General features: G+C 40.2%; 16 protein-coding genes and 1 other RNA gene (1 of these 17 only partly in view). 4 read left to right on the top strand and 13 right to left on the bottom strand.

What is annotated here, in order from left to right:
* Positions 1-59: 59 nt before the first annotated feature.
* Positions 60-2,078, bottom strand: coding sequence for a S8 family serine peptidase (locus IPI59_02855; protein ID MBK7526503.1), 2,019 nt, complete (start codon positions 2,076-2,078; stop codon positions 60-62).
* 99 nt (positions 2,079-2,177) lie between these two features.
* Complete coding sequence (locus tag IPI59_02860) at positions 2,178-2,816, bottom strand: MgtC/SapB family protein (GenBank protein MBK7526504.1); 639 nt, start codon at positions 2,814-2,816, stop codon at positions 2,178-2,180.
* Positions 2,817-3,176: 360 nt separating this feature from the next.
* Between IPI59_02860 and IPI59_02865 the strand changes: the two genes are divergently transcribed.
* Positions 3,177-4,997, top strand: coding sequence for a tetratricopeptide repeat protein (locus IPI59_02865; protein MBK7526505.1), 1,821 nt, complete (start codon positions 3,177-3,179; stop codon positions 4,995-4,997).
* Between the two features lie 143 nt (positions 4,998-5,140).
* On the opposite strand, the gene rho is transcribed toward IPI59_02865, so the two are convergent.
* The 11 genes from rho to IPI59_02920 form a co-directional block, all read right to left on the bottom strand.
* Entirely contained in the window at positions 5,141-7,186 is a 2,046-nt protein-coding gene (rho, locus tag IPI59_02870; protein ID MBK7526506.1) for a transcription termination factor Rho, read from the bottom strand.
* Between the two features lie 946 nt (positions 7,187-8,132).
* Positions 8,133-8,539: RNase P RNA component class A (rnpB, locus tag IPI59_02875), an RNA gene on the bottom strand.
* A gap of 375 nt (positions 8,540-8,914) precedes the next feature.
* Positions 8,915-9,979, bottom strand: coding sequence for a hypothetical protein (locus IPI59_02880; protein MBK7526507.1), 1,065 nt, complete (start codon positions 9,977-9,979; stop codon positions 8,915-8,917).
* 87 nt (positions 9,980-10,066) lie between these two features.
* Positions 10,067-10,837 (bottom strand): T9SS type A sorting domain-containing protein, encoded by a 771-nt coding sequence (locus tag IPI59_02885; protein MBK7526508.1) that lies wholly within the window; start codon positions 10,835-10,837, stop codon positions 10,067-10,069.
* Positions 10,838-11,081: 244 nt separating this feature from the next.
* A complete protein-coding gene (locus IPI59_02890) occupies positions 11,082-12,101 on the bottom strand; it encodes an NAD(P)-dependent oxidoreductase (protein MBK7526509.1) in 1,020 nt (339 codons plus the stop codon).
* Positions 12,102-13,290: 1,189 nt separating this feature from the next.
* Positions 13,291-14,976 (bottom strand): amino acid permease, encoded by a 1,686-nt coding sequence (locus tag IPI59_02895; protein MBK7526510.1) that lies wholly within the window; start codon positions 14,974-14,976, stop codon positions 13,291-13,293.
* Between the two features lie 193 nt (positions 14,977-15,169).
* Positions 15,170-16,375: a GTPase HflX gene (gene hflX, locus IPI59_02900; protein ID MBK7526511.1), complete on the bottom strand. Its 1,206-nt coding sequence runs from the start codon at positions 16,373-16,375 to the stop codon at positions 15,170-15,172.
* 95 nt (positions 16,376-16,470) lie between these two features.
* Positions 16,471-16,995: a molybdopterin-binding protein gene (locus tag IPI59_02905; GenBank protein MBK7526512.1), complete on the bottom strand. Its 525-nt coding sequence runs from the start codon at positions 16,993-16,995 to the stop codon at positions 16,471-16,473.
* An 88-nt stretch (positions 16,996-17,083) separates the two neighbouring features.
* Complete coding sequence (locus IPI59_02910) at positions 17,084-18,463, bottom strand: FAD-dependent monooxygenase (protein MBK7526513.1); 1,380 nt, start codon at positions 18,461-18,463, stop codon at positions 17,084-17,086.
* Positions 18,450-18,992 (bottom strand): 3-hydroxyanthranilate 3,4-dioxygenase, encoded by a 543-nt coding sequence (locus IPI59_02915; GenBank protein ID MBK7526514.1) that lies wholly within the window; start codon positions 18,990-18,992, stop codon positions 18,450-18,452. Before IPI59_02915 ends, IPI59_02910 begins: the two co-directional genes overlap by 14 nt.
* A 361-nt stretch (positions 18,993-19,353) precedes the next feature.
* Positions 19,354-20,481 carry a sensor histidine kinase gene (locus tag IPI59_02920; protein ID MBK7526515.1) on the bottom strand — a complete coding sequence of 376 codons (1,128 nt, stop codon included), beginning with the start codon at positions 20,479-20,481 and terminating at the stop codon, positions 19,354-19,356.
* 256 nt (positions 20,482-20,737) lie between these two features.
* Here IPI59_02920 and IPI59_02925 point away from each other — a divergent pair, with 256 nt between their 5' ends.
* From IPI59_02925 to IPI59_02935, 3 genes are all read left to right on the top strand, one after another.
* Positions 20,738-21,988, top strand: a complete 1,251-nt coding sequence (locus IPI59_02925; protein MBK7526516.1) for a PP2C family protein-serine/threonine phosphatase — start codon at positions 20,738-20,740, stop codon at positions 21,986-21,988.
* A gap of 632 nt (positions 21,989-22,620) precedes the next feature.
* Positions 22,621-23,691 (top strand): T9SS type A sorting domain-containing protein, encoded by a 1,071-nt coding sequence (locus tag IPI59_02930; GenBank protein MBK7526517.1) that lies wholly within the window; start codon positions 22,621-22,623, stop codon positions 23,689-23,691.
* Positions 23,692-23,752: 61 nt separating this feature from the next.
* Positions 23,753-23,766, top strand: the start of a protein-coding gene (locus tag IPI59_02935) for a T9SS type A sorting domain-containing protein (protein ID MBK7526518.1). 1,489 nt of this gene lie beyond the right edge of the window; 14 of the gene's 1,503 nt are visible here — the first part of the coding sequence; it begins with the start codon at positions 23,753-23,755; the stop codon falls past the right edge of the window.

The following is a 23,766-nucleotide window of genomic DNA, read 5'->3' on the forward strand; positions in this document are numbered from 1 at the left end:
GTTTTTTTATCCGGATAGTTTAAGGAAAACAAAATCATAGCAAGGCGGCCATTTCTTTTTTACTGAACCATTATTTTGCCACTCGAAATAGGTGTGCCTACCTCAGACAGCAATACTACAAAATAAAGGCCGCTAAGCGACGGCGCTGCTATGTTTATTGCGGTTTTTGAGGTTGCATTGTTGTTGTTGTTGTTGTTGTTTGGCGATGACAAGCGCTGATGGTGCACAATTTGACCTAATACATTATAAACACATAAATTTAGATTGTTGATTTGCAGGTTTTCATCAGGTAATACTATCCGGATATTTTGCCCTACGCCACTCACCGATGGCATAATTACCAAGTTAGATAAGTTGTTTTTTATAGCAATATCATTATCAACTCCTTTTGTTATTGAGGCGTAGGCTACTGCATTTAGCGCATTGATGCGGCCATAGCCCAATTCTTTGCTCCATGTACCGTAAGTAGCTGTTGAGTCGTAGGCGTAGCCGCCCACTTTGTCGGCGTGGGTGCAAAGCAGGCCATACGCTTGTTTAAACGACAAACTTGGGTTAACAGATAAAATGAGTGCCATTACACCTGCTGCATTAGGGCAAGCCGATGAGGTGCCGTTAAAGGTGTAGGTGTAGTTGCCGCTTTCGTAGCCATAGCTGCCAGAGGGGTCGCAAGTGGCAATTTTAACACCTGGCGCGCTAATATCCAAACCGGCACCCCAATTACCTTCCCACCAATCCTCGCCATCGCACGACTGCGGGTGCTTGCGCTCGTCGCACATGCTCGAAGAGTTTACGGCAATAGCCTCGGTTACTATATCCATGGGCCATTGTGGTAAATCGCCCACATTGCCACTCGAAAAAAAAGTGGGCAAACCCAAGCCGTTACGGCCTGCTGTTATGGCTTGTGCTATGGACTCTTCAACTAATTGGGGGCCGCCGTTTCCGGGCAATAAATTTTTTAAAAATGGGGGTAATCCCCACGAGTTACTTAATACATCGGCCTGGGCGGTTAGGCTTGCCCAGCCAAAGGCATCGGCCATATATTCGCTGGTAGAGTAGGGCAGTTTGCCAAATCCGGGAATTTCAATGGTATCAACGTAAAAAAATATCCGGATAGGAATAATTTTGCAGTTAGGGGCTATGCCGGCTACGCCTTCGTTGTTGTCGGCTTTGGCAGCAATAATACCTGCGCAGGCCGTGCCATGCGCATCCGATTCTTTTTCGATACTGGGGTAGCCTTTGGTGCCGCCGCCGGTAGCATCGTATCCGGGCAGTAGATTGCCAACCAAATCAATATGGTTAGTATCTACCCCCGAGTCTAAAACGGCTACTTTAATATTGGGATCTCCCATAGTGTAAAACCAAGCATCTTCAATGTCCATATCGGCATCGGGGGTGCCGTTGTATTGCAAGGCCGAGCCGTCGTTTTTGTGTGCCCATTGGTATTTGTAAAGCGGGTCGTTTACCTTGTGTACATCGAGGGTAAGCAGGTAATTAGGTTCAGCCCAGGTTATATTGGGCTGGCGACTTATATAAGCAGCTACTGTTTGGGCATTAAAAGCGTGTTTGCGCAGTTTTGCGGTGTAAACATTGGGCAAATATTGATGGGGTACAATAGCTAAAACATCGGGATGTTGCTGTATGGATGTTAAATTAGGTTTGGCATTGGCATTTGTAGTTAATATCCGGAAAAAAACCTGATTGAGTAGGCCGACTTCGCCTCCTGAGCTGGCATCGCGCAGTATTTCGTTTACGCCAATAATTTTTTCGTTTTGAATAAGCGTTTCGGCAGTTTGTAATGTTTGTGCCTGCGTTAGTTGCGGGTTTAATTTTACAACCACAATGCCGGTATGTTGCAAATAGGTGTGGTTTTGTACTGGTAAAAGCCCGTTTACCTCGCATAATATTTGCTTTTGTTGTGCAAGCGATGTGCCTAAGGCAAACTGTACCGCCAGTTTATAGGGGTTAATTTGGATTTTGGCATTGTTATGGCTATTTGTTGGTTGTGCCGCTAAATTTAAATTTAAAAATGGGCAATTTGCAAACGCAACAATAATAAAAGCAAGTAAAAATGAGCGCATTAGGTAGGTATTTATAGCTGCTGACTAACAGTTGGTAAACGGTAATAATTTATTTGCAAGATAGGGCTTATTTCAGAATAGGTTAGGATAAATTTTGTTTTAAAATACAAACTCCTCAATACGGGCATCATCAAGGGCTGCTCGTATAAAAACATCGTGGTGGGCGTGGCGGCCACTAACCTGTGCTTTGCCAATTAATAAACCGCCCTTTTTGGCTACCTCCCATTTTATTACAATTAACGAGTTTTTTTCAAATAAAGCTTTGTACTCGAACAATAAATCTGAGCCGGCGCGGGTGGCAATGGTATAACGGTGGGTTTCATTTTCAAGGTCAATCACCTGTTCGAGCTTGTTAAGTATAAACAACACAGCAACTACAACTAAAAAGCCTATTAAGGCCAAACTAATATAATTTGCACCAATACACATGCCCAAGGCTGCCGACGCCCAAATAATAGCTGCCGTAGTAAGGCCCGATATTCGGTTTTCTTCTTTAAAAATAGCACCTGCGCCCAAAAAGCCTATGCCGGTAACAATATTGGCGGCAATACGGTCGGGCGAGGAACTGCCAATTTTTAAAGATAAAATGGTGAACAAACAAGCAGCAAAACAAATTAAAATAATTGTTCTAAATCCGGCAGATTTGTTATGGTATTCGCGCTCTGAGCCAATGACTGCGCCTACAAAAACGGCAATTAAAAGTTTGGCAATATCTGGCCAATTAAGGGTTAAGTCCATAAAAATTGAGAAAAGTGACTGCTAAGCTTTATTGTTAAGTTTAATTTTTTCCGGATAATATTTGGCAAAGGTAAACATCCGGATTTATATTACAAAGTGTGTTTTTATTGCCCTATCTTCCTACTAATTTCAAGTATTTTTTCGTTTTCACAAAAACTAACATTTGCCGCTTTTTGTTAGTGGGCGGACGTTTGAAGGCTATTGACTATTGCTTGGCATAGTTTTAGCAGTACACCTGCATACTAAACAACGGCAGTTAAGCGTAATTTTGTAGGTTATTTGTGGTCTGCCATTTTAACAAACACCTTGTTTTTTAAAATTTAAAAGACATTTGCATTTTATTTAATTATAATGATATATATGAAGCAGTTTTTGTTGCTTTTTTTCTCCGGATGTGTTCTGTTTGCCCTTGCTACCAATTTTGCCACAGCACAGCAAACCGAAGAGCAGCGTTTGGCGCACCAGTACTATACCAACGGCGAGTATGAGAAAGCGGTTATTTTGTTTGAAAAATTAGAAGCTGATGGCAAAACAAATTTAATTTATAGCAACTATTTTAAAACATTATTGGCCTTAAAAGAGTACGCCAAAGCCGAAGCCTTAGTGCGCAGCCAACTTAAAAACCGCAAAAACGATGTGTTATTGCTTATAGATTTAGGCTTGCTGTACAAAGCACAGGGCGAAACGGCTAAAGCCAACGAGCAATTTAAAAAAGCCCTCGAAACAAAAGATGTAAACATGTTAAACTTGTTGGCGCGTACTTATACCGATAATGCCGAATACGATTTTGCCATTGAAGCCCACCAAAAAATTAATCAAATTGACCCCCAAAGAGGGGCTAACTATGGCTACCAATTAGCGGGTTTATACCAAAAAAAGGGCGACGACGAAAAAATGATAGCCACTTATTTAGAGTTTGCTGCTGTTTCGGAAAATAATTTACAACAGGTTAAAAATGTTTTTCAAGAGTTGTTAGATAAACCCGAAACTGCCGATGAATTGCAAAAACAACTGTATGCACATATTCAAAAAGACCCCGAAAATATTGATTATCCGGATTTATTATCGTGGGTATTTATTCAACAGAAAGATTTTGAATCGGCATTAATACAGGTAAAAGCCTTAGATAAACGGCTAAACGAAAATGGCACTCGCCTGTTAGACCTTGCCCGCTTAGCACTAATTGAACGCGAATACGATGCCGCCATTGAGGCTTACGAAGTAGTGGTGGCAAAAGGTGCCAATAATACCATGTATAGCATTGCGCGCAGTGCTTTGTTAAATGCCCGGATGCGCAAAATTAAAGAAACAAACACCTATACCCAACAGGATATTGATACCTTGGTTGCACAATATACCGCCTATTTAGATGAAACGGGCAAAAATGGCAATACCATTACCACCCTTCGCGAACTGGCACAGCTTAAAGCGTTTTACCAAAACGATTTGCCCTCGGCCATTGCCCTGCTCGAAAGTGTAGTTGAAATGCCTAACCTTAACCAAAGTGCCAAAGCCCGCGTAAAACTTGACCTTGGCGACTATTTTTTAATGAAAAACGAAGTTTGGGAGGCTACTTTGCTATACTCGCAAGTTGATAAAGCCCTAAAAGACGATGTGCTGGGCGAAGAAGCGCGTTTTAGAAATGCCAAACTAAGCTATTATATTGGCGATTTTGAATGGGCGCAGTCGCAATTAGATGTGTTAAAAGCTTCAACATCAGAGTTAATTAGCAACGATGCCATTGACTTATCGGTATTTATAACCGACAATTACGGCTTAGACACCACCACTGTTCCGATGGAAATGTTTGCCCGTGCCGATTTATTGCTGCTTCAAAACCAAACCCTTGCTGCAACAAAAACCCTCGATTCTATTAATGCGGCCTTTCCTAACCACGTTCTTGACGATGATATTTTATTTAAACGAGGTCAAATAGCACTAAAAAAACAAGATTTTAAAACGGCAGCGACTTATTTTGAAACCGTAGCCGAAAAATATAAAACCGAAATTTTGGCCGATAATGCCGTTTTTGCCTTAGCCGAGTTGTACGAACTTAACCTTAACGACAAAGATAAAGCGCGGGCACTATATCAAAGTATCATTACCGATTTTGCAGGCAGTTTGTTTATTGTAGAAGCGCGTAAACGCTTCCGGAAACTGCGCGGCGACGATATAAACTAATACTAATACTAATACATAACAACGCTGTTAAGAAGCTAATCCTAACTATCCGGAAGTGAAGTAGTATTTAGTTCTAAAGTTTTTTACAAATGAGCCTAAAAATCGGCAAAACAAGAAGTTGTAAGGGTTAATCCCGTATTTGCCTATCCGTTCATCGAAATTAAAAACTCTTCGTTCGAGCGGGTTCCGCGCATGTGGTCAAGTAAAAAATTCATGGCTTCTTCGTCGGTCATATCGGCCAGGTGGTTGCGCAATATAAACATGCGTTGTAGGGTTTCGCGGTCAAGCAGCAGGTCGTCTCGGCGGGTTGAGGAGGCTACTACATCAACAGCCGGATAAATGCGTTTGTTTGCCAAGCGGCGGTCGAGCACTAATTCCATATTGCCGGTTCCTTTAAATTCTTCAAAAATTACCTCGTCCATCCGCGAGCCGGTTTCAATAAGTGCGGTGGCCAAAATGGTTAGCGAGCCTCCATTTTCGATATTGCGGGCTGCACCAAAAAACTTTTTGGGTTTATGCAGTGCATTGGCCTCAACACCACCCGACAGTACTTTGCCCGAAGCGGGTGCAACGGTGTTGTGAGCGCGCGCAAGGCGGGTTATTGAGTCGAGCAAAATTACAACGTCGTGGCCAGCCTCGACTAAACGTTTTGCCTTTTGTAGTACCAAGCCCGATACTTTTACGTGTTGATCGGCAGGCTCATCAAAGGTAGATGCAATAACTTCGGCCTTTACGCTTCGTTGCATATCGGTAACCTCTTCGGGGCGTTCGTCAATCAATAAAATAATGAGGTAAACTTCGGGGTGGTTGCGAGCAATGGCGTTGGCAATATCTTTTAGCAACCAGGTTTTACCAGCTTTTGGAGGCGCAACTATAAGTCCGCGCTGACCTTTGCCAATAGGCGTAAATAGGTCAATTATGCGCGTGCTGTAATTGTTATGGTCGGTAAATAGGCTTAATTTTTCATCCGGAAAAAGTGGAGTAAGGTAATCAAAGGGTACGCGGTCGCGCATTTGGTCGGCGGGTCGGCCACCAATAGTAAGTGGCTGTATAAAAGCAAAATATTTTTCGCCCTCTTTGGGTGCGCGTATCAGGCCGGTTATGCTGTCGCCGGGTTTTAGCCCGAAGGCTTTAATTTGCGAAGGGGCTACATAAATATCATCCGGCGAGTTTAGGTAATTGTAGTCTGCCGAGCGCAAAAATCCAAAACCATCTGCCATTAATTCCAATACACCTTCGCCTTGAATAATCGCATCGGCCTCAAGGTTAAATTCGTCTTCGACGGGTGTAACGGCAATATTATTGTTATTAGTGTTGTTATTGTTTGGGCGGTTCCTTTCGCGGTGTCGGTCTCTATCTCTATCTCTATCTCTATCTCTATCGCGGTCTCTGTCTTTATCGCGGTCTCTGTCTTTATCGCGGTCTCTGTCTTTATCGCGGTCGCGGTCGGCTTCGCGGCGCTCTGTATTGTTATTGTTGTTATTATTGGGTTTGTTTTGGTTGGTTGGCTGGTTTAATATGCCTTGAGTTTGGTTGTTATTGCTGCTTTTTTGAATATTATTTTGTTTCGCCTCTTCGTTATTACTATCGCTATTGGTGTTGTTTTTTTTATGAAGCGTTTTTGGTTTATGGCGTTCAAAATTTTGAGGTGCCATTTTTGCCTCAGTCTCTAACTCTTCAATTGCTTCTTTTAAAGTATTAGCCGTTTTTGATGCTTCGCCGGCATCTTGATTTGGCTTTTTAATTATACGTTCGCGCAGTTTTTTACCTTTATCTTTTTGTTCCTTAATGCCATCGTTGTTGCTGTTGTTAACGTAGTTAGTAGTTTCGTCCTTGGGTGGGGCATCTTTGGCGATTGGGTTTGTAGGGGGCAAGGGGGTGTCAGCGGCGTTTATAATATTGTCTATATTGCTATTGTTTAATAAATTAGCCGGTTTTTTTATAATTCGTTTTGTTTTCCCTGTTTGGAGCGAAGTTTCGGGCTGTGTGTCGGTTGTCGAAGGTGGTGGTGGCGAAAGTATAGCAGTATTTTGGTTAATTATTGTGCCAGTTGCCGTTTGATGATCTAATATTTTAAAAATCAGAGCCTGTTTGTTTAACTTGCGGTAGTTTGAAACATTTAAGTTTTCAGCTACATCGCGCAGCTCGTTTACTAGCATTTCATTTAGTTGCAAAATGTCGTATTGCATAATTTAATTTTTGGTGGTTTGCTCTTGTGGACGCAATATATTTAATTACTTAATCAATCAAATCAATTAATTAAAGCATTAAAGTCGTTGAGAGGCAGAGCGGGGAATTAAGGGGGTGGATTCAATAATATTTATAGTCAAAAATGACAACAAGTTGTTTGCTGAAATTAAAATATAAAAATATTTGACTTGATTTTACTTGCTAAAATATTTGGTTTTTTAGGGTTGAATTAAGTTTCGGTTGCAACGTAATTTTTTTAAAAAGGAGCATAAAACTTGCTAAACTTAACTCCGGATAAAAAATAGTGCATAACAAACAATCAAACAAATAAACAAGGTTGTAATTTAGTCAAAACAACATGTTATAAAAGTAAAAACTACAAAGCGATAGGGAAATAAAAAAGAATGGAAATTAGTAAGAAAGACTAAGGTTTGCTACATGCTAAAAGTACAAGTCAAAACTTTTATTTTTAGCATAAACATGGAAATAAGATTGCCGACAACTATTTTGTAAAATAAATGTATAGCTGTTTTTGTTAAAAACAGAAACAACAAGCTACCAGCGTTTTGGCAGAATAGTAATAATAAAATGGCATGTTGGATAATTAATAAAACACAGGGCTGAGGATACTTTCTAAAATAAGTAGAACCAACCTAAAATAATCACCTAACTAATCAAATAAACAATATAAAATTACTTGTTTAGAGAAACAGCAATAGTGTACTTAAACTTGGGTGTAAAGATAAGGTGGTTTTATATTTTTTACAAAAAAATTTTAGCGTGTGGATAAGTTTGCCCAGTTTTAGACCTGTTTTGTTGTAAAAGCAGTTAATTATTGCAGTTAAAAGACAAATTGCTTGCTTATTTACAGCCATTTAACAACATGGGTCGGGTTTGTTTTTTTCCGGAAAAAGAATATAAAATCCGGATGAAGGAAGGAACGAAAAAAGTTACAGGCCTATAAGCCGGATTCTGTACGCCATTGCGCAAATGGGCTTCTGCCATCTATCTACGGTATAACTCGCGCTATACCTCTAACGACCTACCCCCCGGCCTTGTACGAGCAGCACTTATAGCCTGCAAAATGCAAGCTAAAGCCGGTGTATTTGGTCTTTCAACCCGCAAGGTTTACCCCAACAACAAATTACCCTGCTGTTGCACAGTTATTTAAGCTGTGTTTTCACCCTTACCAAAGCGGTTTTTAAGGCCGCTAAGGCGGTTATTTTCTGTGGCACTTGCTGTAGCTAAGGCATTGCTGCCCTGCCCCCACCCGTTAGGTGGTGCGGTGCTCTGCGTTGTCCAGACTTTCCTCGTTGGGGCAACAGCCCCCCCGCGACAGAACAACCTGTAACTTATTGCGCAGAGCAAAATTACGGCAAATATTGCAAACTAAGGCTTTAAAATTGTCCTTATTTGTTGTGGATTTATTTTGTTGCTATTGCCAATTTCCATCCGGGCAGTGCCATTAAACCAATGGGCTTTTGTATTTTTAAACCTGCTTTTTGTTGCCACGAGTTGATTGCTTCTAAAGGCAATGATTTACAAATTTCTATTTCTTTAAGAGAAAGTTATGGAACAATTTAACCCCGGAGGCTAATTTTTATCCGGAAAACGAGGATGTACTTTGCCTCGAGCCAATAAATCTTTAAGCTAAAACGATGGTTTTGAGGCGAAAGGAGCAAAAAATTTATCCGGAATTAAGGAGGCAGGTGTTAATTGGGCAATGATTACATTGTTGCCGCGCCGACACCTTTCTTTAAATCTTTATTTGCGTAGAAACGGAATGTTAGCCCAAGCGTGGTTTGGTGCTGCGAACCGACTTGGGTATAAAAATCGGAGGTATTTAGGTATTGATAAACGGGAAAATCGGAGGTGGCAAAGAGCGTGAATTTTCCCTGTGTGTAGCTGACTTGGGGCGTGATATAAACTTTTTTGTAGCCGGTGGCTTCGGGAAAATAATTTGACGGTTTGCCGAACAGCAAAATATTATTGTTAATTTTCATTCGACTAACATGTTCGTAACGCGCCTGTAATATAACCCCAAGATGGTTAAAAAAAGATTTTCCGGCAAAAAGCGCAACGCTTGCGTAATCGCCCAATTTTTCTCCGTTTGCATTATATCCCTTTTTTATGTAAAATGCGTTGGCAAAAAGTTTGAAATTTTGCCTCACCCAGCCGCGATAAAGAAAAGTGTAGAAAATAATATCGTGCGCGCCCGATGATAACTGAACGGCAGTTGGTTTGACCACATAAAATGTTTTGCCCGAAAACGGCTCGACACTTCCAATAGAATCATTGTAGCTGCCTAATGGAATTTTGAAGCCTGTTCCGATGGTAATTTCGTTGTGAATATTGCCGTGTGCTTTGTTCAAAACATCGTAACGCGGAAAAAGTATGAGGTCGCCAATACCGTTTGATTTATAGGTGGTAGCAGGGTTTTCATTCAAGCCAACTTCTTCTTTCTTAAAATAATACCCATTCTCTACCGATAGGGTGAAGTTTTTTGTGATACCGTAACCAATTTTAAAATACTGATAACTGCTGTTATAACTGTCAAAGGTTCTTACTGAGTCGGGGGCTAATTTATCGTTTTGGTAAAATTTATTTGCATTAATGAACTGTAAATTTGTGCTTAGCTCAAACTGCCCTTCCTGCAAAACGCCTGTAGATGCCCCCCCCGAAATTGAACAGCCACTACTGCCTGCGCAGCACTGTGCAAAGCCGTTGTAGGTAAAAATAAAATTTAAAGCAGCAACAAATAGAATTGTTTTGAGTAGGAAATACTTTTTCATATAAATGAGTTTGAATATTAAAAAAAAACAGGCAGCTACTTGCGCTTACCTGCTATTTTGGGTTTTACAATTAAAATAGGTGTTTATTTAATTTGCCTTTACAAAATTGATGAACTGGTTTGCAGTGCCATCAGAAAATTTAACCAGGTACATTCCGGATGAAACTGCATCGAGGTTAATTTTAATTTTGTTTTCTCCGGCATCTAATTTTCCGGAATAAATTGTTTGGATAAATTTTCCCTCGATATTAAAAAGTTCGAGCGCAATATCAGAAGTTTTAGTGAGGCTAAATTTTACTTCGGCAAAATTACCCGAGGGGTTAGGGAAAACGCTTAGCGTACTTGCGTTGCTATTTACGTCATTTATATTTGTGGCAGTGAGCGCGGTATTAATTGCCTTTTGCAAGTCGGTTGCATCTACGCTGTTGTTGGCATTGTAAAAAACAGTATGATTTGCCCCGCCCACAACAACAATTTTAGGCATGCCGGTTGTGCCGTAATCTTTCATGTTGATATCCTTGTTTGAAAACCGAATGGTGTTTGTAAGCCCGTTTGTATTTGCCCAACTGTTGATAGAGGCGCAAGCAGTGTTGGCATAATCATCGCACAAATACATGTAAACAGTATTAGGGTAGTTCTGTGCATAGCTTTGCACTACATTGTAAGTAGTAAATGAGGGGCCTACACAAGGCGGGCAGGGCATTACCCAACAAAGCACTACTACTTTGCCCGCATCTAATTCGGTAAAAAGGTTATGCGAGTTGCCACTGCAATCATCAACAGTAAAATCAGTTGCGGTTTGCGCCATGCCCATATAGGAAATGGCAACTAAAATTAAGGCCAATAGCGTTTTTTTCATTTTAAATTATTTTATATGTAATAAATAATATGGAGGATTTTAGAATATTTTTTTTTATGATCACAATAAAAATTGCCAGCTATTATTCCCCGGATATTGAAGCAATTTAAGGTAAACACTAAAAGAGCCTTCAGAAATAAATGCTAACTACCAACAAAATTACGACTAATTTCTCTGAAAATTGATATTATTGCAAAGGCACTAATTTTATCCGGAAAAAAAATAGCTAAATAATTGTTTCAAATTAGTTGTTAAAAAAGCGGTTCATTAATTTGGTATCCTTATTTTTATAGGCTAAGTAAGGCTCCGATTTTTTAAGCAAATTATTTTTAATACTGCGCCTGAAAATGCTTGTTAAAAAGTATATTAATTTGTTTGTTTGTTTGGCCATATTATTAAAATAATCATCGATGGTTCCGTTTCTGAAATGTAGTATTTTTTCTAAAATTTCACCGTCTTGATAATAGCCACAATGAAAGTTTTTGCTGGCAAAGGCAAACTTTGGGAAATCGGCTTTTCCTAATCCGGAAATTTCAAAGGAACGATTTAAAAAATCGGCATAACTGATTCTGTAATTTTCGCCGCCGCCTAAATTAAATATCTTTTTTGAAATCAAATCGGCCTTTTCAATTGCATTTACAAAAGCCAATGCAGTGTCGTGGGGTGTTGCAATTTCTAAACTCGTATCCAACGGCATGTGAAACATAAGTTTAGATATTTTATGATTGCCCATGATGGCGGCAAGCCTAAAAATTGACCAGTTCAGTTTTGAATTAATAATAATTTTTTCTGCTTCTATCTTTGATATAGCATATTCATCGCCTTCGCTTGCCTGAAGCTTGTCGTTTACGGTTATATCCGGAGTTTTTACCCTGTCGCCGTAAACAGATATAGAGGAGCTATACAGGAAAAAACAGTTTGGCGAAAACACTTCAAGATTTCGAACTAAATTTTCTGTTCCCTGTGTATTTATTTTGTAGGCCAGTTCAGGATGTTCGTCAGCGGCAGGTGGAATTAATGCCGCCAGATGAATTACAAAATCTTTGTCGGTACTAATTTTTTTAACATCTTCAAAATTAGAAATATCGCCGTAAACCACCTCAATTTTATCCTTGTATTTCGAGTATATTTTTTCTGTTTTTGGGATTTTAATATCAAAAACGGTAAGGTTAAAGTTTTCGCTTTTGTTGTAAAGTTGTTTTAAAACTTCAAGACCCACCGTTCCTGAACTGCCGGTAATTAGCACATTTTGTTTTTTATTCATGTAGTTTTATTAAAGTTTAAATTTTCCGGATGAATGTAGAGTGCATTAAAAGCATTTCGCTGCTTAAGCGGCACCTAACTGTTACCGATTTACCGGCTACTGTCATCTGCACGTTGTAGGCAAGGGGTTTGTTCTTTTATAAGTTTTATCACCAATTTTTATCGCCTGAAAGAATGGTTACAAAATAAACTCAGGCAGGCTCTTTAATTGAAAGATTGACAATTTGCGTTTGAGTAGCGGTTTTAGAGTAGATTGTTTTTCTGGCAATATCGGCAATAGTTATGCGAGTGGTTTAAAAAATATTTCCTAAGTCAATTGAAAAATTGCCATTTCTCCTTAAAAAAGGGGGTTAATTTAAGGCAAATATACATTGTTTGTGTAATTTTTGCAAGTGATGTTTTTTAGAAAACTAAAATTAACAGGCAAAACGTTTTTGAACCGACAAGTTTTGGTTTTTTTGAAAAATAAGATAGTTGGCAGTTGTCCTAAATTTGTTGAGGTAAGGCTGCTGCGGTTCGTTGTTTGTTATCGTATCCATTTCGCTTTGCTTTGTCGTTTAATTTTATCCGGAACAACTTTAGCTTTTTGTTCTCGGGCATTTATTTACAATTTTGTTTGCAATTTTTTAATTTTTTTTAAAAAACCGCCTAACAAAACAAGTGCTTTAGCGTACTTACAAATGAGTTTCCAATGCAGTTTTCTCAATCACTCACTTAACTTATTAGTTTAGTTACAAATGTTATGCGGTATTTTATTTCCAAATCAGTTTTTAAATAACGATAAATACCATCTGAAAAAAAGGCGATGAGGCATAAAATACCGCAATTTGAAAGTACGGCATTGTATCGTTTTATTTATCCGGAAAAGAGAATATATAATCCGGATTAAAATACTCTAAAAGGCAACTCCTCTGCCATATTCAACCAAACGGGTAAAAACAAGGCTAACCAACCCTTGCTCTCAATACACCACCCACACACATTTTTAAAGGTTTTGAAAAGGAAAGAAGATTGCTCTTTCCTTTATTTTTTATTGCTGTGCTACACTACACTTTTCTTTAGCTGAGGTGTTATGTGCTATAATAACAATCATGGCATTGCCTCCTGCAAAGTCTCTATATTCCCCAAAATTTGTGCTGGGGAGTATGGGGGCTTATTTTGCATTTTTTGCCGTTGTATGGTTAAATTGTTTAGCCTTTTGTATTTAGCTTGCTGTGGTGCCGGCTATAGGCAAAATATATCACCAAACCCAAGGCTAACCATGCTAAAAACCAAAGCCAATTAATAAGCGTCATGCCGGTTAAAAGGTACGAGCAGGTTATAACGCCCAAAACAGGTATAAGCGAGTAGTTTTTGCGATAGCTTAAAACGGCAATAATTACACTAAACAGCATAAAAACAAGCATGGGCAAATTGGTTGCCAACTGTGTTGTATCAAACAAACTAATTAAGTATTGCCTTGTGCTGCTAAAAATTAATAAAATAGTCAAAATACTGCATAGAATTACCGTTACCAACCATTTGCCGTTAATATAAGGTAGGGCAAAACCTCCTTCTTGTTTGGCTTTTAGGGCATCGCGTTTGGGCAATAACAAAACCCCGCCACACACTAAAATAAAAGCAAAAATAGTGGCAATACTTGTAAAATCAAGTACAAACTGCTCGTCTGTAAATAAAATGGGCACGCCCACCACTAATCCGGTAATAATGGTTGCAAACGAGGGCGTTTTGTATTTAGGATGTATTTTTTGAAATGGTTTAGGCAGTAATCCATCTCTGCTCATGCTTAACCAAATGCGCGGCTGCCCCAACTGAAAAACTAACAGCACCGTTGTAATGGCAATAACCGCACCTACCGAAACCAAATAAACCATCCATTTAACACCTTTAAGGGCAAACACCTCGGCTAAGGGGTCGGTAACGCCTAACGAGGTGTAAACCACCATGCCCGTTATAACCAAAGCAAGAACTACGTAAACAATAGTGCAAATTACTAACGAGTTTAAAATGCCGCGCGGCAAATCGCGCTCCGGATTTTTGCTTTCATCGGCAAGGGTCGAGACGGCATCGAAGCCAATATAGGCAAAAAATACCGACGAAACGCCCGCCATTACCCCTCCAAAGCCGTTAGGCAAAAAGGGTGTCCAGTTGTCAATATCAATATAAAACGCGCCTACCAAAATAACAATTACCAAAATAGCCAGTTTTAATATTACCATAGCGTTGCCAACATTGCGCGATTCTTTAACGCCAATATAGACTAAAGCGGTAACTAATAGGTTAATACAAAGCGCCGGAAGGTCGAAAATGATGCGCAAACTGCCCAGCATGGGGGCGGTTTGCCAAGCGGTAAGTGCTTCGCCGGGGGCATTTCCGGATGCTGCCGCCAAACTTGCCGACTTGTAATTACACGTAAGCCATTCGGGCAGGTGTAGCCCCACCGAGTCGAGCAGGTTTGTAAAATAACCACTCCAAGCAAATGCCACATAAATATTGCCAATGGCGTACTCCATTAGCAGCGCCCAGCCAATAATCCAGGCAAACAGTTCGCCAAACGAGGCATACGCATACGTATAGGCGCTACCCGATACGGGCACCCGCGAGGCAAACTCGGCATAACATAAAGCAGTAAAACCGCAGGCAATGCCACAAATAATAAAAAGCAGCACCACACCCGGCCCACCGCTGGCACAAGCCGAGCCCATAGAGCTAAAACTGCCCGCGCCAATAATAGCGGCAATACCCATAAAAGTAAGGTCGCGCACACCTAACGACCTCGAAAGCCCTTCAAAGTGTTCATCGGGGTTTTCAGACCCTTGCGCTACATCTCGTTGGATGTTTTCTAATGATTTTTTCCGGAAAAGGTAGTTGCTCATGGTAATATAAGTGGAAAGATTTAAGGAGTAGGTTCAATGAAATTAAAACAAGACAGTCATTCTAATAAAGGCGGCAAGTTAATGCGTTTTGTTTAAACTTATGCCGGAATACTGCCTTATTTTTGTAAAAACTCCATGAAAATGCACTAAATCAAGCCAGTTATATTGGTTTTATCAGTACTTGCGCTTGCAATTAATACATTGTTGTTTTGTACGGATACCGAATGGCGTATTGTTGTTGAATTATTTGCACTAATTTTTCGCGCAGGTCGTCAATACCTTCGCGCGCAGTGGCCGATATTAGGGCGCAATGCCCATCCGGATACCGGCTTTGCAACATTTGCCACAAGTCGTTCATTATTTCGGTGCGCTCGTGGTCTTTTAAAAATTCATCTAAATACGTGTCGCGGTACAAATCAATTTTATTAAACACAATTAGGGTGGGTTTTTCTTCGTTTTTGGTAACCTCGCGCAGCGTTTGGTTTACAACGGTTATGTGTTCTTCAAACTGTGGGTGTGCAATATCGACCACATGAATTAAAATATCGGCTTCGCGCACTTCATCTAAGGTCGATTTAAAACTTTCGATAAGGGCGTGCGGCAGTTTGCGTATAAACCCAACCGTATCGGACAATAAAAAAGGCGTTTGTTGCAATACTACTTTCCGGACGGTAGTGTCTAAGGTGGCAAACAGTTTGTTTTCAACAAAAACCTCCGATTTGCTAAGCAGGGTCATTAGTGTAGATTTGCCCACATTGGTATAACCTACCAACGATACCCGAATTAACTCGCCGCGTTGTTTGCGCATGGTTATATTTTGCTTGTCAATATCAATGAGGCGACGCTTTAACATGGCAATTTTTTCTTTCACAATACGGCGGTCAGTTTCAATTTCTTGCTCGCCGGGGCCGCGCATACCTACGCCTCCTCGCTGGCGCTCCAAGTGGGTCCAAAGGCCTTTTAAACGAGGCAGTAAATATTGCATTTGTGCCAACTCGACTTGCGTTTTGGCTTGGGCAGTTTGGGCGCGCCGGGCAAAAATATCGAGAATTAAAAAACTGCGGTCCATTACCTTTACTTTCAGTTCTTTTTCTAAAATAGCCTGTTGTTTAGGGCTAAGGTCGTCGTCAAAAATTACTAAATCAATTTGAGCGGCGTTTACATAGTCGGCAATTTCGGCCAGTTTGCCTTTGCCAACAAAAGTTCGGGTATCGGGGCGCAACATTTTTTGGGTAAACCGTTTTTTAACTACGGCCCCGGCGGTTTCGGTTAAAAATGCTAATTCGTCTAAGTACTCGTGTAGTTGTGTTTCGGTTTGTTGCTGGTGTATTAAGCCCACCAATACCGCTGTTTCGATGCGGTTATCGGCTGTTGGGGTTGAGTTTGTGTTATCTTTCAAAATAAATACGGTTCAGAGATAAGGATGTAAATTTGGATGATTTCAGTTTTATACTGCTGAAATGAATCCGGATGTAGTGTTATAAATAATTTTAGTTAGTCGGTTTTATTAACTTTTATTGTAGATAGCCCTTTAATGTAGCGCCTTCCTATTTTTAAATCTGATGCCGATACCGCCAGTATTCTTTCGTCAGTTTCAGCAAGTTTTTTGCCTTCTTTTTCGGTAATTATAAAAATTTGGTCGCCAATTTCGGTATTAAATATTTCGTTCCACGAAAATACAACTTTGTAGCCGTCTGTTGCTACCAAACAAAGATAGTATTCATTAAGTTCCTTTGGCTTTTCCACGGCAAACTCAATTTTATCCAATAGATTTTTTAGCGGAAACCCCCTTAATTGCTTGGCTACTCCTTTAAACTCGCCATTATGGTTTACTATTTCTAAGTCTTTTATTGGCTGGGTAGGGAATTGTTCCAAATCTTTTAACGAAAATTTAAGCACTGTTTTAACCATGCCTTCAATTTTTAACTCGTCCGAAGGTGGTATGATGCGCTGTGCGCAAACTACATTTGTTAAAGCAAATAAGGATATTATTAGTATGTTTACAGCAATTTTTTTCATGTCATTTTAATCAATTTGAATAAACATTTTCCGGATTATTATAATTTTTATCCGGAGTTTTAGCTTTGTTATAAGGCCCCATTCAACCTTATTTGCCCATAAAATTATGGATAATCTCGTCAATAGTGGCTTCGTTGGTTTGGGGTGTAAGGTGGTGGGTTTTAATTAATTTGTTTATCATGGCCTCTTGCGCCTTGCCTTTTTCGAGGGCGGTTGTATAGGCTATATCGGTAAACGACACCATGGTATAGAGCGGAAAATAAGATTGGGGGTATAAAAAATTAATGCGCCTTTCAATTTTTTGCAGCAATAAAAAGTCGGGGTCGGCTACTTTGTCGCGCATAACAATATAGTTTTGCTTTGACAGGTCTTGCATGGCATCGCCGTTTGGCTTGCGCAGGTTTTGGTAATGGTCAAAAATATGTGGCCAATCGTTAGTATTTACACCATTTTCATTACTACTGTATTGTTGCATTAATTGCCACATGATACTGCAGTCTTCAAAACCGCAGTTCATGCCTTGCCCAAAAAACGGAACGGTGGCATGTGCGGCATCGCCCATTAGGGCTACTTTGCCGTGTGTCCATGGGTAGCACCTAATAATAGCTAATGACGACAGCGGATGGTCTTCCCAGGCATCGGCAACTTGTGGCATTAGGCGGTAAAAATCCGGAAAAACGGCTTCAAAAAATGCCTCTACTTTTGCTTTATCAGTTAAATTGTTAAAACAGTATTGGTGCCCTTCAAAAGGCATAAACAAAGTACAGGTAAACGAGCCGTCAAAATTGGGCAGGGCAATAAGCATAAAACGTTCGCGCGGCCAAATATGCAGGGTTTCTTTGGCTAATGGATACGAGCCATCGGGGTTTGCCGGAAGTAATATCTCGCGGTAGCCATCCGGAATATAGGTTTGCGAGTAGTTAAACTGATCTAATTTTTGTAGCCCGTTATACCGAACTGCCGAAAAAGCGCCGTCTGTGGCAAAAATAAGGTCGTCTTGGTGGGTAATTAATTGCCCTGTTTGGGTGTTTTTAAAGGTTAACAAGCCTTGTTGGGTATCGGCGTTAATGCACTCGTGGTTAAAATGAATGGCTGCGTGGGTGCTATCTTCGGCAATATCCATTAATTTGGCGTTTATAGCACCCCTTGCAACCGAGTAAATAGCTTGGTTGTTGTTGCCATAAGGCTGGTAAGTGGTGGTGCCGTTTACGTGGTGCATGGTGCGCCCGTACATAGGAATGGCAATTTTGCGAATTTCGTCGCCTATACCAACTTGGTCAAGGGCTTTCCAGCCCCTAAACGAGGTGGCCAAATTAATAGATTTACCTGCCGAGGTTGTGGCTTTGCGCATATCGGGGCGGCGCTCAAAAATACTAACTTTGTAGCCCGCATTTTTAAGGTAAACTGCCCATAGCGAGCCTACTAAACCCGCGCCTACAATGGTGGCTGTTTTATTAGATACTGGCATTTGTTGGGGGCGTTTCTTTTAGTTTAGGCACTTCCATTATGGCACCACAATGTTTGCACGTGCGAAGTTCCTGGCTGTCGTAAAAGTTTTTTAGCAATACAGCTAACTGACCAACAATATCTTTACAATGAAACGTAGCTTTGTACAGCTCGCGGTCGCAGTTTTCGCAGTACCAGGTGCAGGCATCTAACTCGTCTTCAGCCCTAAGTCGTTCTACAACCAAGCCAACTGTGTTGGGGTATCGTTGTGGCGAGTGCTCAACGCGGGGCGGCAGCAAAAAAATTTCGCCTTCTTTAATATCTATAACACGGGTTTTGCCGTTTTCGCGGATGGGCAATTGCATATCGCCTTCTAACATATAGTAAAACTCTTCGCCAACGTTAAAATGAAAATCTTTTCGGGCATTGGGGCCGCCTACAACCATAATCATAAAGTCGGTATCTTTATAAACAATTTGATTGCCTACGGGTGGTTTAAGTAAATGGCGATTTTCGTCAATCCATTTTTTAAAATTAATAGGAGGAAGCATAATAAGTAAGATTGTGTTTTTTGATGTTAATTAATAAGGATGTAGTTGAGGGTTGTTTTATATCCGGATTAAAAAAAAAAGGGGGGAACAGTTTTAGAAAGGCAAGACAGCGGTATATCTTAAATCATCCGGATAATAAAATAGATTAGGTTGTATTATGGTCAATGTGTTTAGCGAGGCAAATAAATATCCGGAATTAAATAAATAAAAAAAACATAAATTGACAAACTCATTTTAATTTTACTTGCCTTGCAATATGTTTAATTGGGCGGGTAAAATTACAAAATAGCCTCTAAATAAGGTTAATTGCCGGTTTTGTTTGCTTAAAAAAGATACTTTATTGTTTGGTTGTTTTGATTTGTTAACGCCATTTTCGGGCAATTTTTAAGGTAAACCCAAAAGTACTGCCTACGTTGGGTTTGCTGCGCACGTGCATATGCTCGTTATGTGTTTCGATGATGTGTTTGCAAATGGCCAGCCCTAAACCCGACCCGCCGCTTTCTCTTGACCGGCTTTTATCTATGCGGTAAAAACGTTCAAACAGGCGCGGCAAATGCTTGGCCTCAATGCCTATGCCATTGTCGGTAACTTCAATTAGGGCGTACTTGTTCATATTATACAATCCAATAGTAGTTGTGCCGTTTTGTTTGCCGTATTTAATTGAGTTTATCACCAAATTATTAAGTACTTGCGAAATTTTGTCGCGGTCGGCTTCAATCCGCATATTTCGGTCGCTACCCTCTTTGATTTTAAGGGTAATATGTTGTTTTTTGGCTAATTCTTCGTTGAGTTCAATTACTTCCTGTACTAAATCGCCAATTTTAAAGGGTGCTATATTCAACTGTAGTTCGCCTGCCTCAATTTTTGAAATTAATACCAGCTCGTTTACAATTAAACTCAAGCGGTCTGTATTTTCGGCGGCTTTGCGCAGGTAGCGGTTGCAAATACTGGGGTCGTTAATGCCGCCGTCCATTAAAGTTTCAAGGTAGCCCTGAATATTAAAAATAGGTGTTTTTAATTCGTGCGATACATTTCCCAAAAACTCACGTCTGTAAATTTCCATTTTTTTTAGCTGTTCAATTTCCTGCCGGTTTTCGGTATCCCAGTCTATTACGGCGGCTTCTACGTTGTCTAAAACATTGGTGTTCATTTCAAGGTTAGGTTCGGCTAACTGTATTTTGGCATCGCGTTTTAGGCGATAAATATTTTTATAAATCAGTTTAACACGTCGGTAAATAAAGTTTTCAAGGGCATAATAAAATAGGTAATAAGCTATAATACTAAAAAGCAAAACAAGCCCCACCAAGTACGGAAGAAAATAATTTACCGAATAAATGACAAAAACGCGCAAAATTAGCATGGCCAATATCCCCCCAAAAAAAGCACCAATACCCACCAATAAAGCTGTTACCCGAGCTAAATCGCTGGGTTTTACATTTTTAAGTTGTGCTTCGTAATATGCTACAACTTGCTGTAAGGTTTTTAACATAGTTTATTTATTACGGGTATTTGTTTTGGTTTTTTAGGAGCGATTATTTTCTGTAATAGGATGCTAAATATTGATTACTTATTTTTGTTCTAAAAATGCAAATGCAAAGTTAAGATTAAACTTTACTCAAAAATGCAAAAATGCTTTCCTAACTTTGAGCCGATTTTTTACTATCAACCCCCAACAGTTAATTATACTATTATATTTAGCGCAGGTATAGCTGAAAATATAATTTTGCTTGAACATTAAAAACAATATGGCTACTATTGCCCCACCCGATACCGCCCGGATGTTGCTTTTGCTAAAGCTTAGAATAGATACGTTGTTAGACGTAACAAAAGCCATTAATCAAAACAACTCAACAGCCGAGCTGTTTAAAATCTACGAATTTGTGTTGCGGGCTCAAATGAGCGTGGCAAGTATGGCCATTTTTTATTTCGACGGGCAATGGAAATTTACAGGCGGGTATGGATTTGACAATAACAATAATGACAGCACCGACGTCGCCGAAACAATACCCTTTTCAGATTATTTACTACAATTTACCCACATAACACCACTTGACCCCCCTACTAAACCCGCCTGCTATGCCTCGTTTGAAGTTGCCGTGCCAGTTTACCATAAAGACAAGCCCTTAGCGTTTGTACTGCTGGGTAAATTTGCCAGCCATGTAAAAGAGTCGCTATATACCGAACATTACGACTTTATACAGGCTGTAACCAATATAATAATTGTAGCTATTGAAAATAAACGCCTTTTTAAGCAACGCATAGAGCAAGAGCGCTTGCTAAAAGAATTAGAAGTAGCCGGACAAGTCCAAAACCTCATTATCCCCAAACAGCTTCCAAGCAATAAGCGGGTTGATATGCAAGGCATTTACCAACCACACCACAATATTGGCGGCGACTTTTACGACTATATTCCGCTTAATAACCACGAATTTATGGTTTGTATGGCCGACATTTCCGGAAAAGGAATTGGTGCAGCTATGCTAATGGCGCATGCGCAAGCCATTGTACGCACATTAGCACTCGAAAATCCGGATTTAAAAGTCCTTATCCGTAAATTAAATAAACGCCTGCTCGAAACCACAAACGGCGACCATTTTATAACCTTTTTCATTGCCAACTGCAACTTAAAACAACGAACGCTAACCTATGTAAATGCAGGGCATAACCCTCAAATTTTAGCGCAAGACAACAAAATTACCTGGCTAAATAATGGCTGCACCCTGCTTGGTGCTTTTAGCAACCTCAAAGAAATTGTTGTAACAACCGAACAGCTAAAACCCAACGCCCTAATTTTAACCTATACAGATGGTATTACCGACCTCGAAAACGAAGCAGGGCAACGCTTCGAAACAGAAAGGCTATTGGCGTTTACAACTCAAAACGCCCACCAAAAAGCAGACGATTTTAACCTTCAGCTACTGCAAACCCTAAAACAATATAAAGGGCGGCAAAACTTTACCGACGATGTATCTGTATTAACTTTTAGGGTACACTAAACGCACAATTAAACAGCCACCAGAAAAAATTTTGATGCTTTGGGCGTTCCCCTTCGGGTCGGGCTATACGGTGCTGCGCTTCGCTTCGGTGCTGCGCACTGCGCCTTATCAGGCGACACACCTACTATCCCTAACGCAAAGTAGTGTGGGGAGTTTTTCCCCTTCTTTGAGGAACTTAGAGGGAGTTGTCTCATAAATCCTTTAAACCTTGTAACCGCTGAATTGAGCCTGCCGAAGTATCATAGTTAAGACAATTTACTACAAACCAATAACTCATATATTGTAATGATAAATATTTATGAGTGCGGGCAAAAAAAATATCCGGAAAAAGGTTTGAATATTAAAAAATTGTGTTAGCTTTGGGCGTACATCTTATGTCGTTTTTTTAACTTTAAATTTTTTAATCGTATGAAAGAATTTAATTTAGCTACCAAGCTACCAAGCTAATTTACTAAAAGGGGTAAAGTTAGCGATTATGGTGGTATTATTAGCTGTTAATTTGCGATGGCGGGGGCAATATTCATGGCAATACATTTAACTATTTCGATGTAGGCACACAAACCGAAGACGATAACCCCGCCTTAGCCATTAAATGTAATAATTACGAAGACATAGCTTGCGGGCAAATGGCTATGCTAATTAACCCAGATTCGCCCGATGGGGTTATAGCCGACCAAGGCACCGGATGCGATAATGGACAAACATCGGGAAATCTATTTAGCTTTGGCTACCCCATTAATTGTGGTAGCTATGCTTACCCCTATTTATTGCAACCGCATATTAATAGCCAAATTGCCATAAAATACTATGCCAATGGCGAACCCCTAAGCACCGTACCTATGCTAAATGCCGAACTAAACCCCAACTTGCCCCCCGGATACCCATATGTAGAAAATTGCTTTAATCAGGAGACTGACCCAAATGCTTGCCCGCCCATACCCGCCAACCCCGACCCCGATATTGGTTTTAAACTGCAAAACAATACAGCGGGTTCGGTAGCTACTTATATACAAAACAACTGGTCGGGTGTTGCCCTACAACAACAGGTAAATACAGGTTTGCACTATTATTGGCAACAAAACTTACCCGATTCGGCATGGGTATTTATACAAGCCATAAACACGCCCTTTGCCTACAAAATTGTTGCCGCCACTGCCATTAATCGGCATTTAGCCGAGCAAGCCGCCACAGCTATTGCCCAAATGAATACCCCCGATACCTTGTTGTTCAACCTCTTATACCAAGTAATAAATAGCGGCAGAGAACTTAACGATTTAAATAGTCAAGAACTAAGCCAATTGCAGCAAATAGCTACAACCTATACCGATAGGCCCCTTGGCAGTATAGCCGAATCGGCTTTAACACTTGCCATCGATACAACCTATTTGCGCATACCCGAAACCCTACCTGCTTTAAGCGAAAAGCAACCATACAACCAACAAATTCAACCCACTAATATCGTTAACGTGGCACCCAACCCCGCCAGCAATTTTACCCAACTAACCGCCATACCTGCCGAGTATGGCAAGGGCAGTTTGCAGGTTTTTAATGTATTAGGCAACCAAGTTATAAATACGCGCTTGGGTAATTTGCCAACAGCAACCATAAATACAGCATTGCTGGCTAATGGTTTGTATTGGGTTAAACTAACCACGCCCAATGGGTATAAGCACCAGATTGTAAAAATGGTAGTACAACATTAATTTATTACTAACCCGCACCACAAAGCCCAATGCTTTGTGGTGCTTTAATTTACTAAGAACTATGTATAAATACTT

Source organism: Sphingobacteriales bacterium (genome assembly GCA_016706405.1).
Taxonomy (GTDB): Bacteria; Bacteroidota; Bacteroidia; order Chitinophagales; family UBA2359; genus BJ6.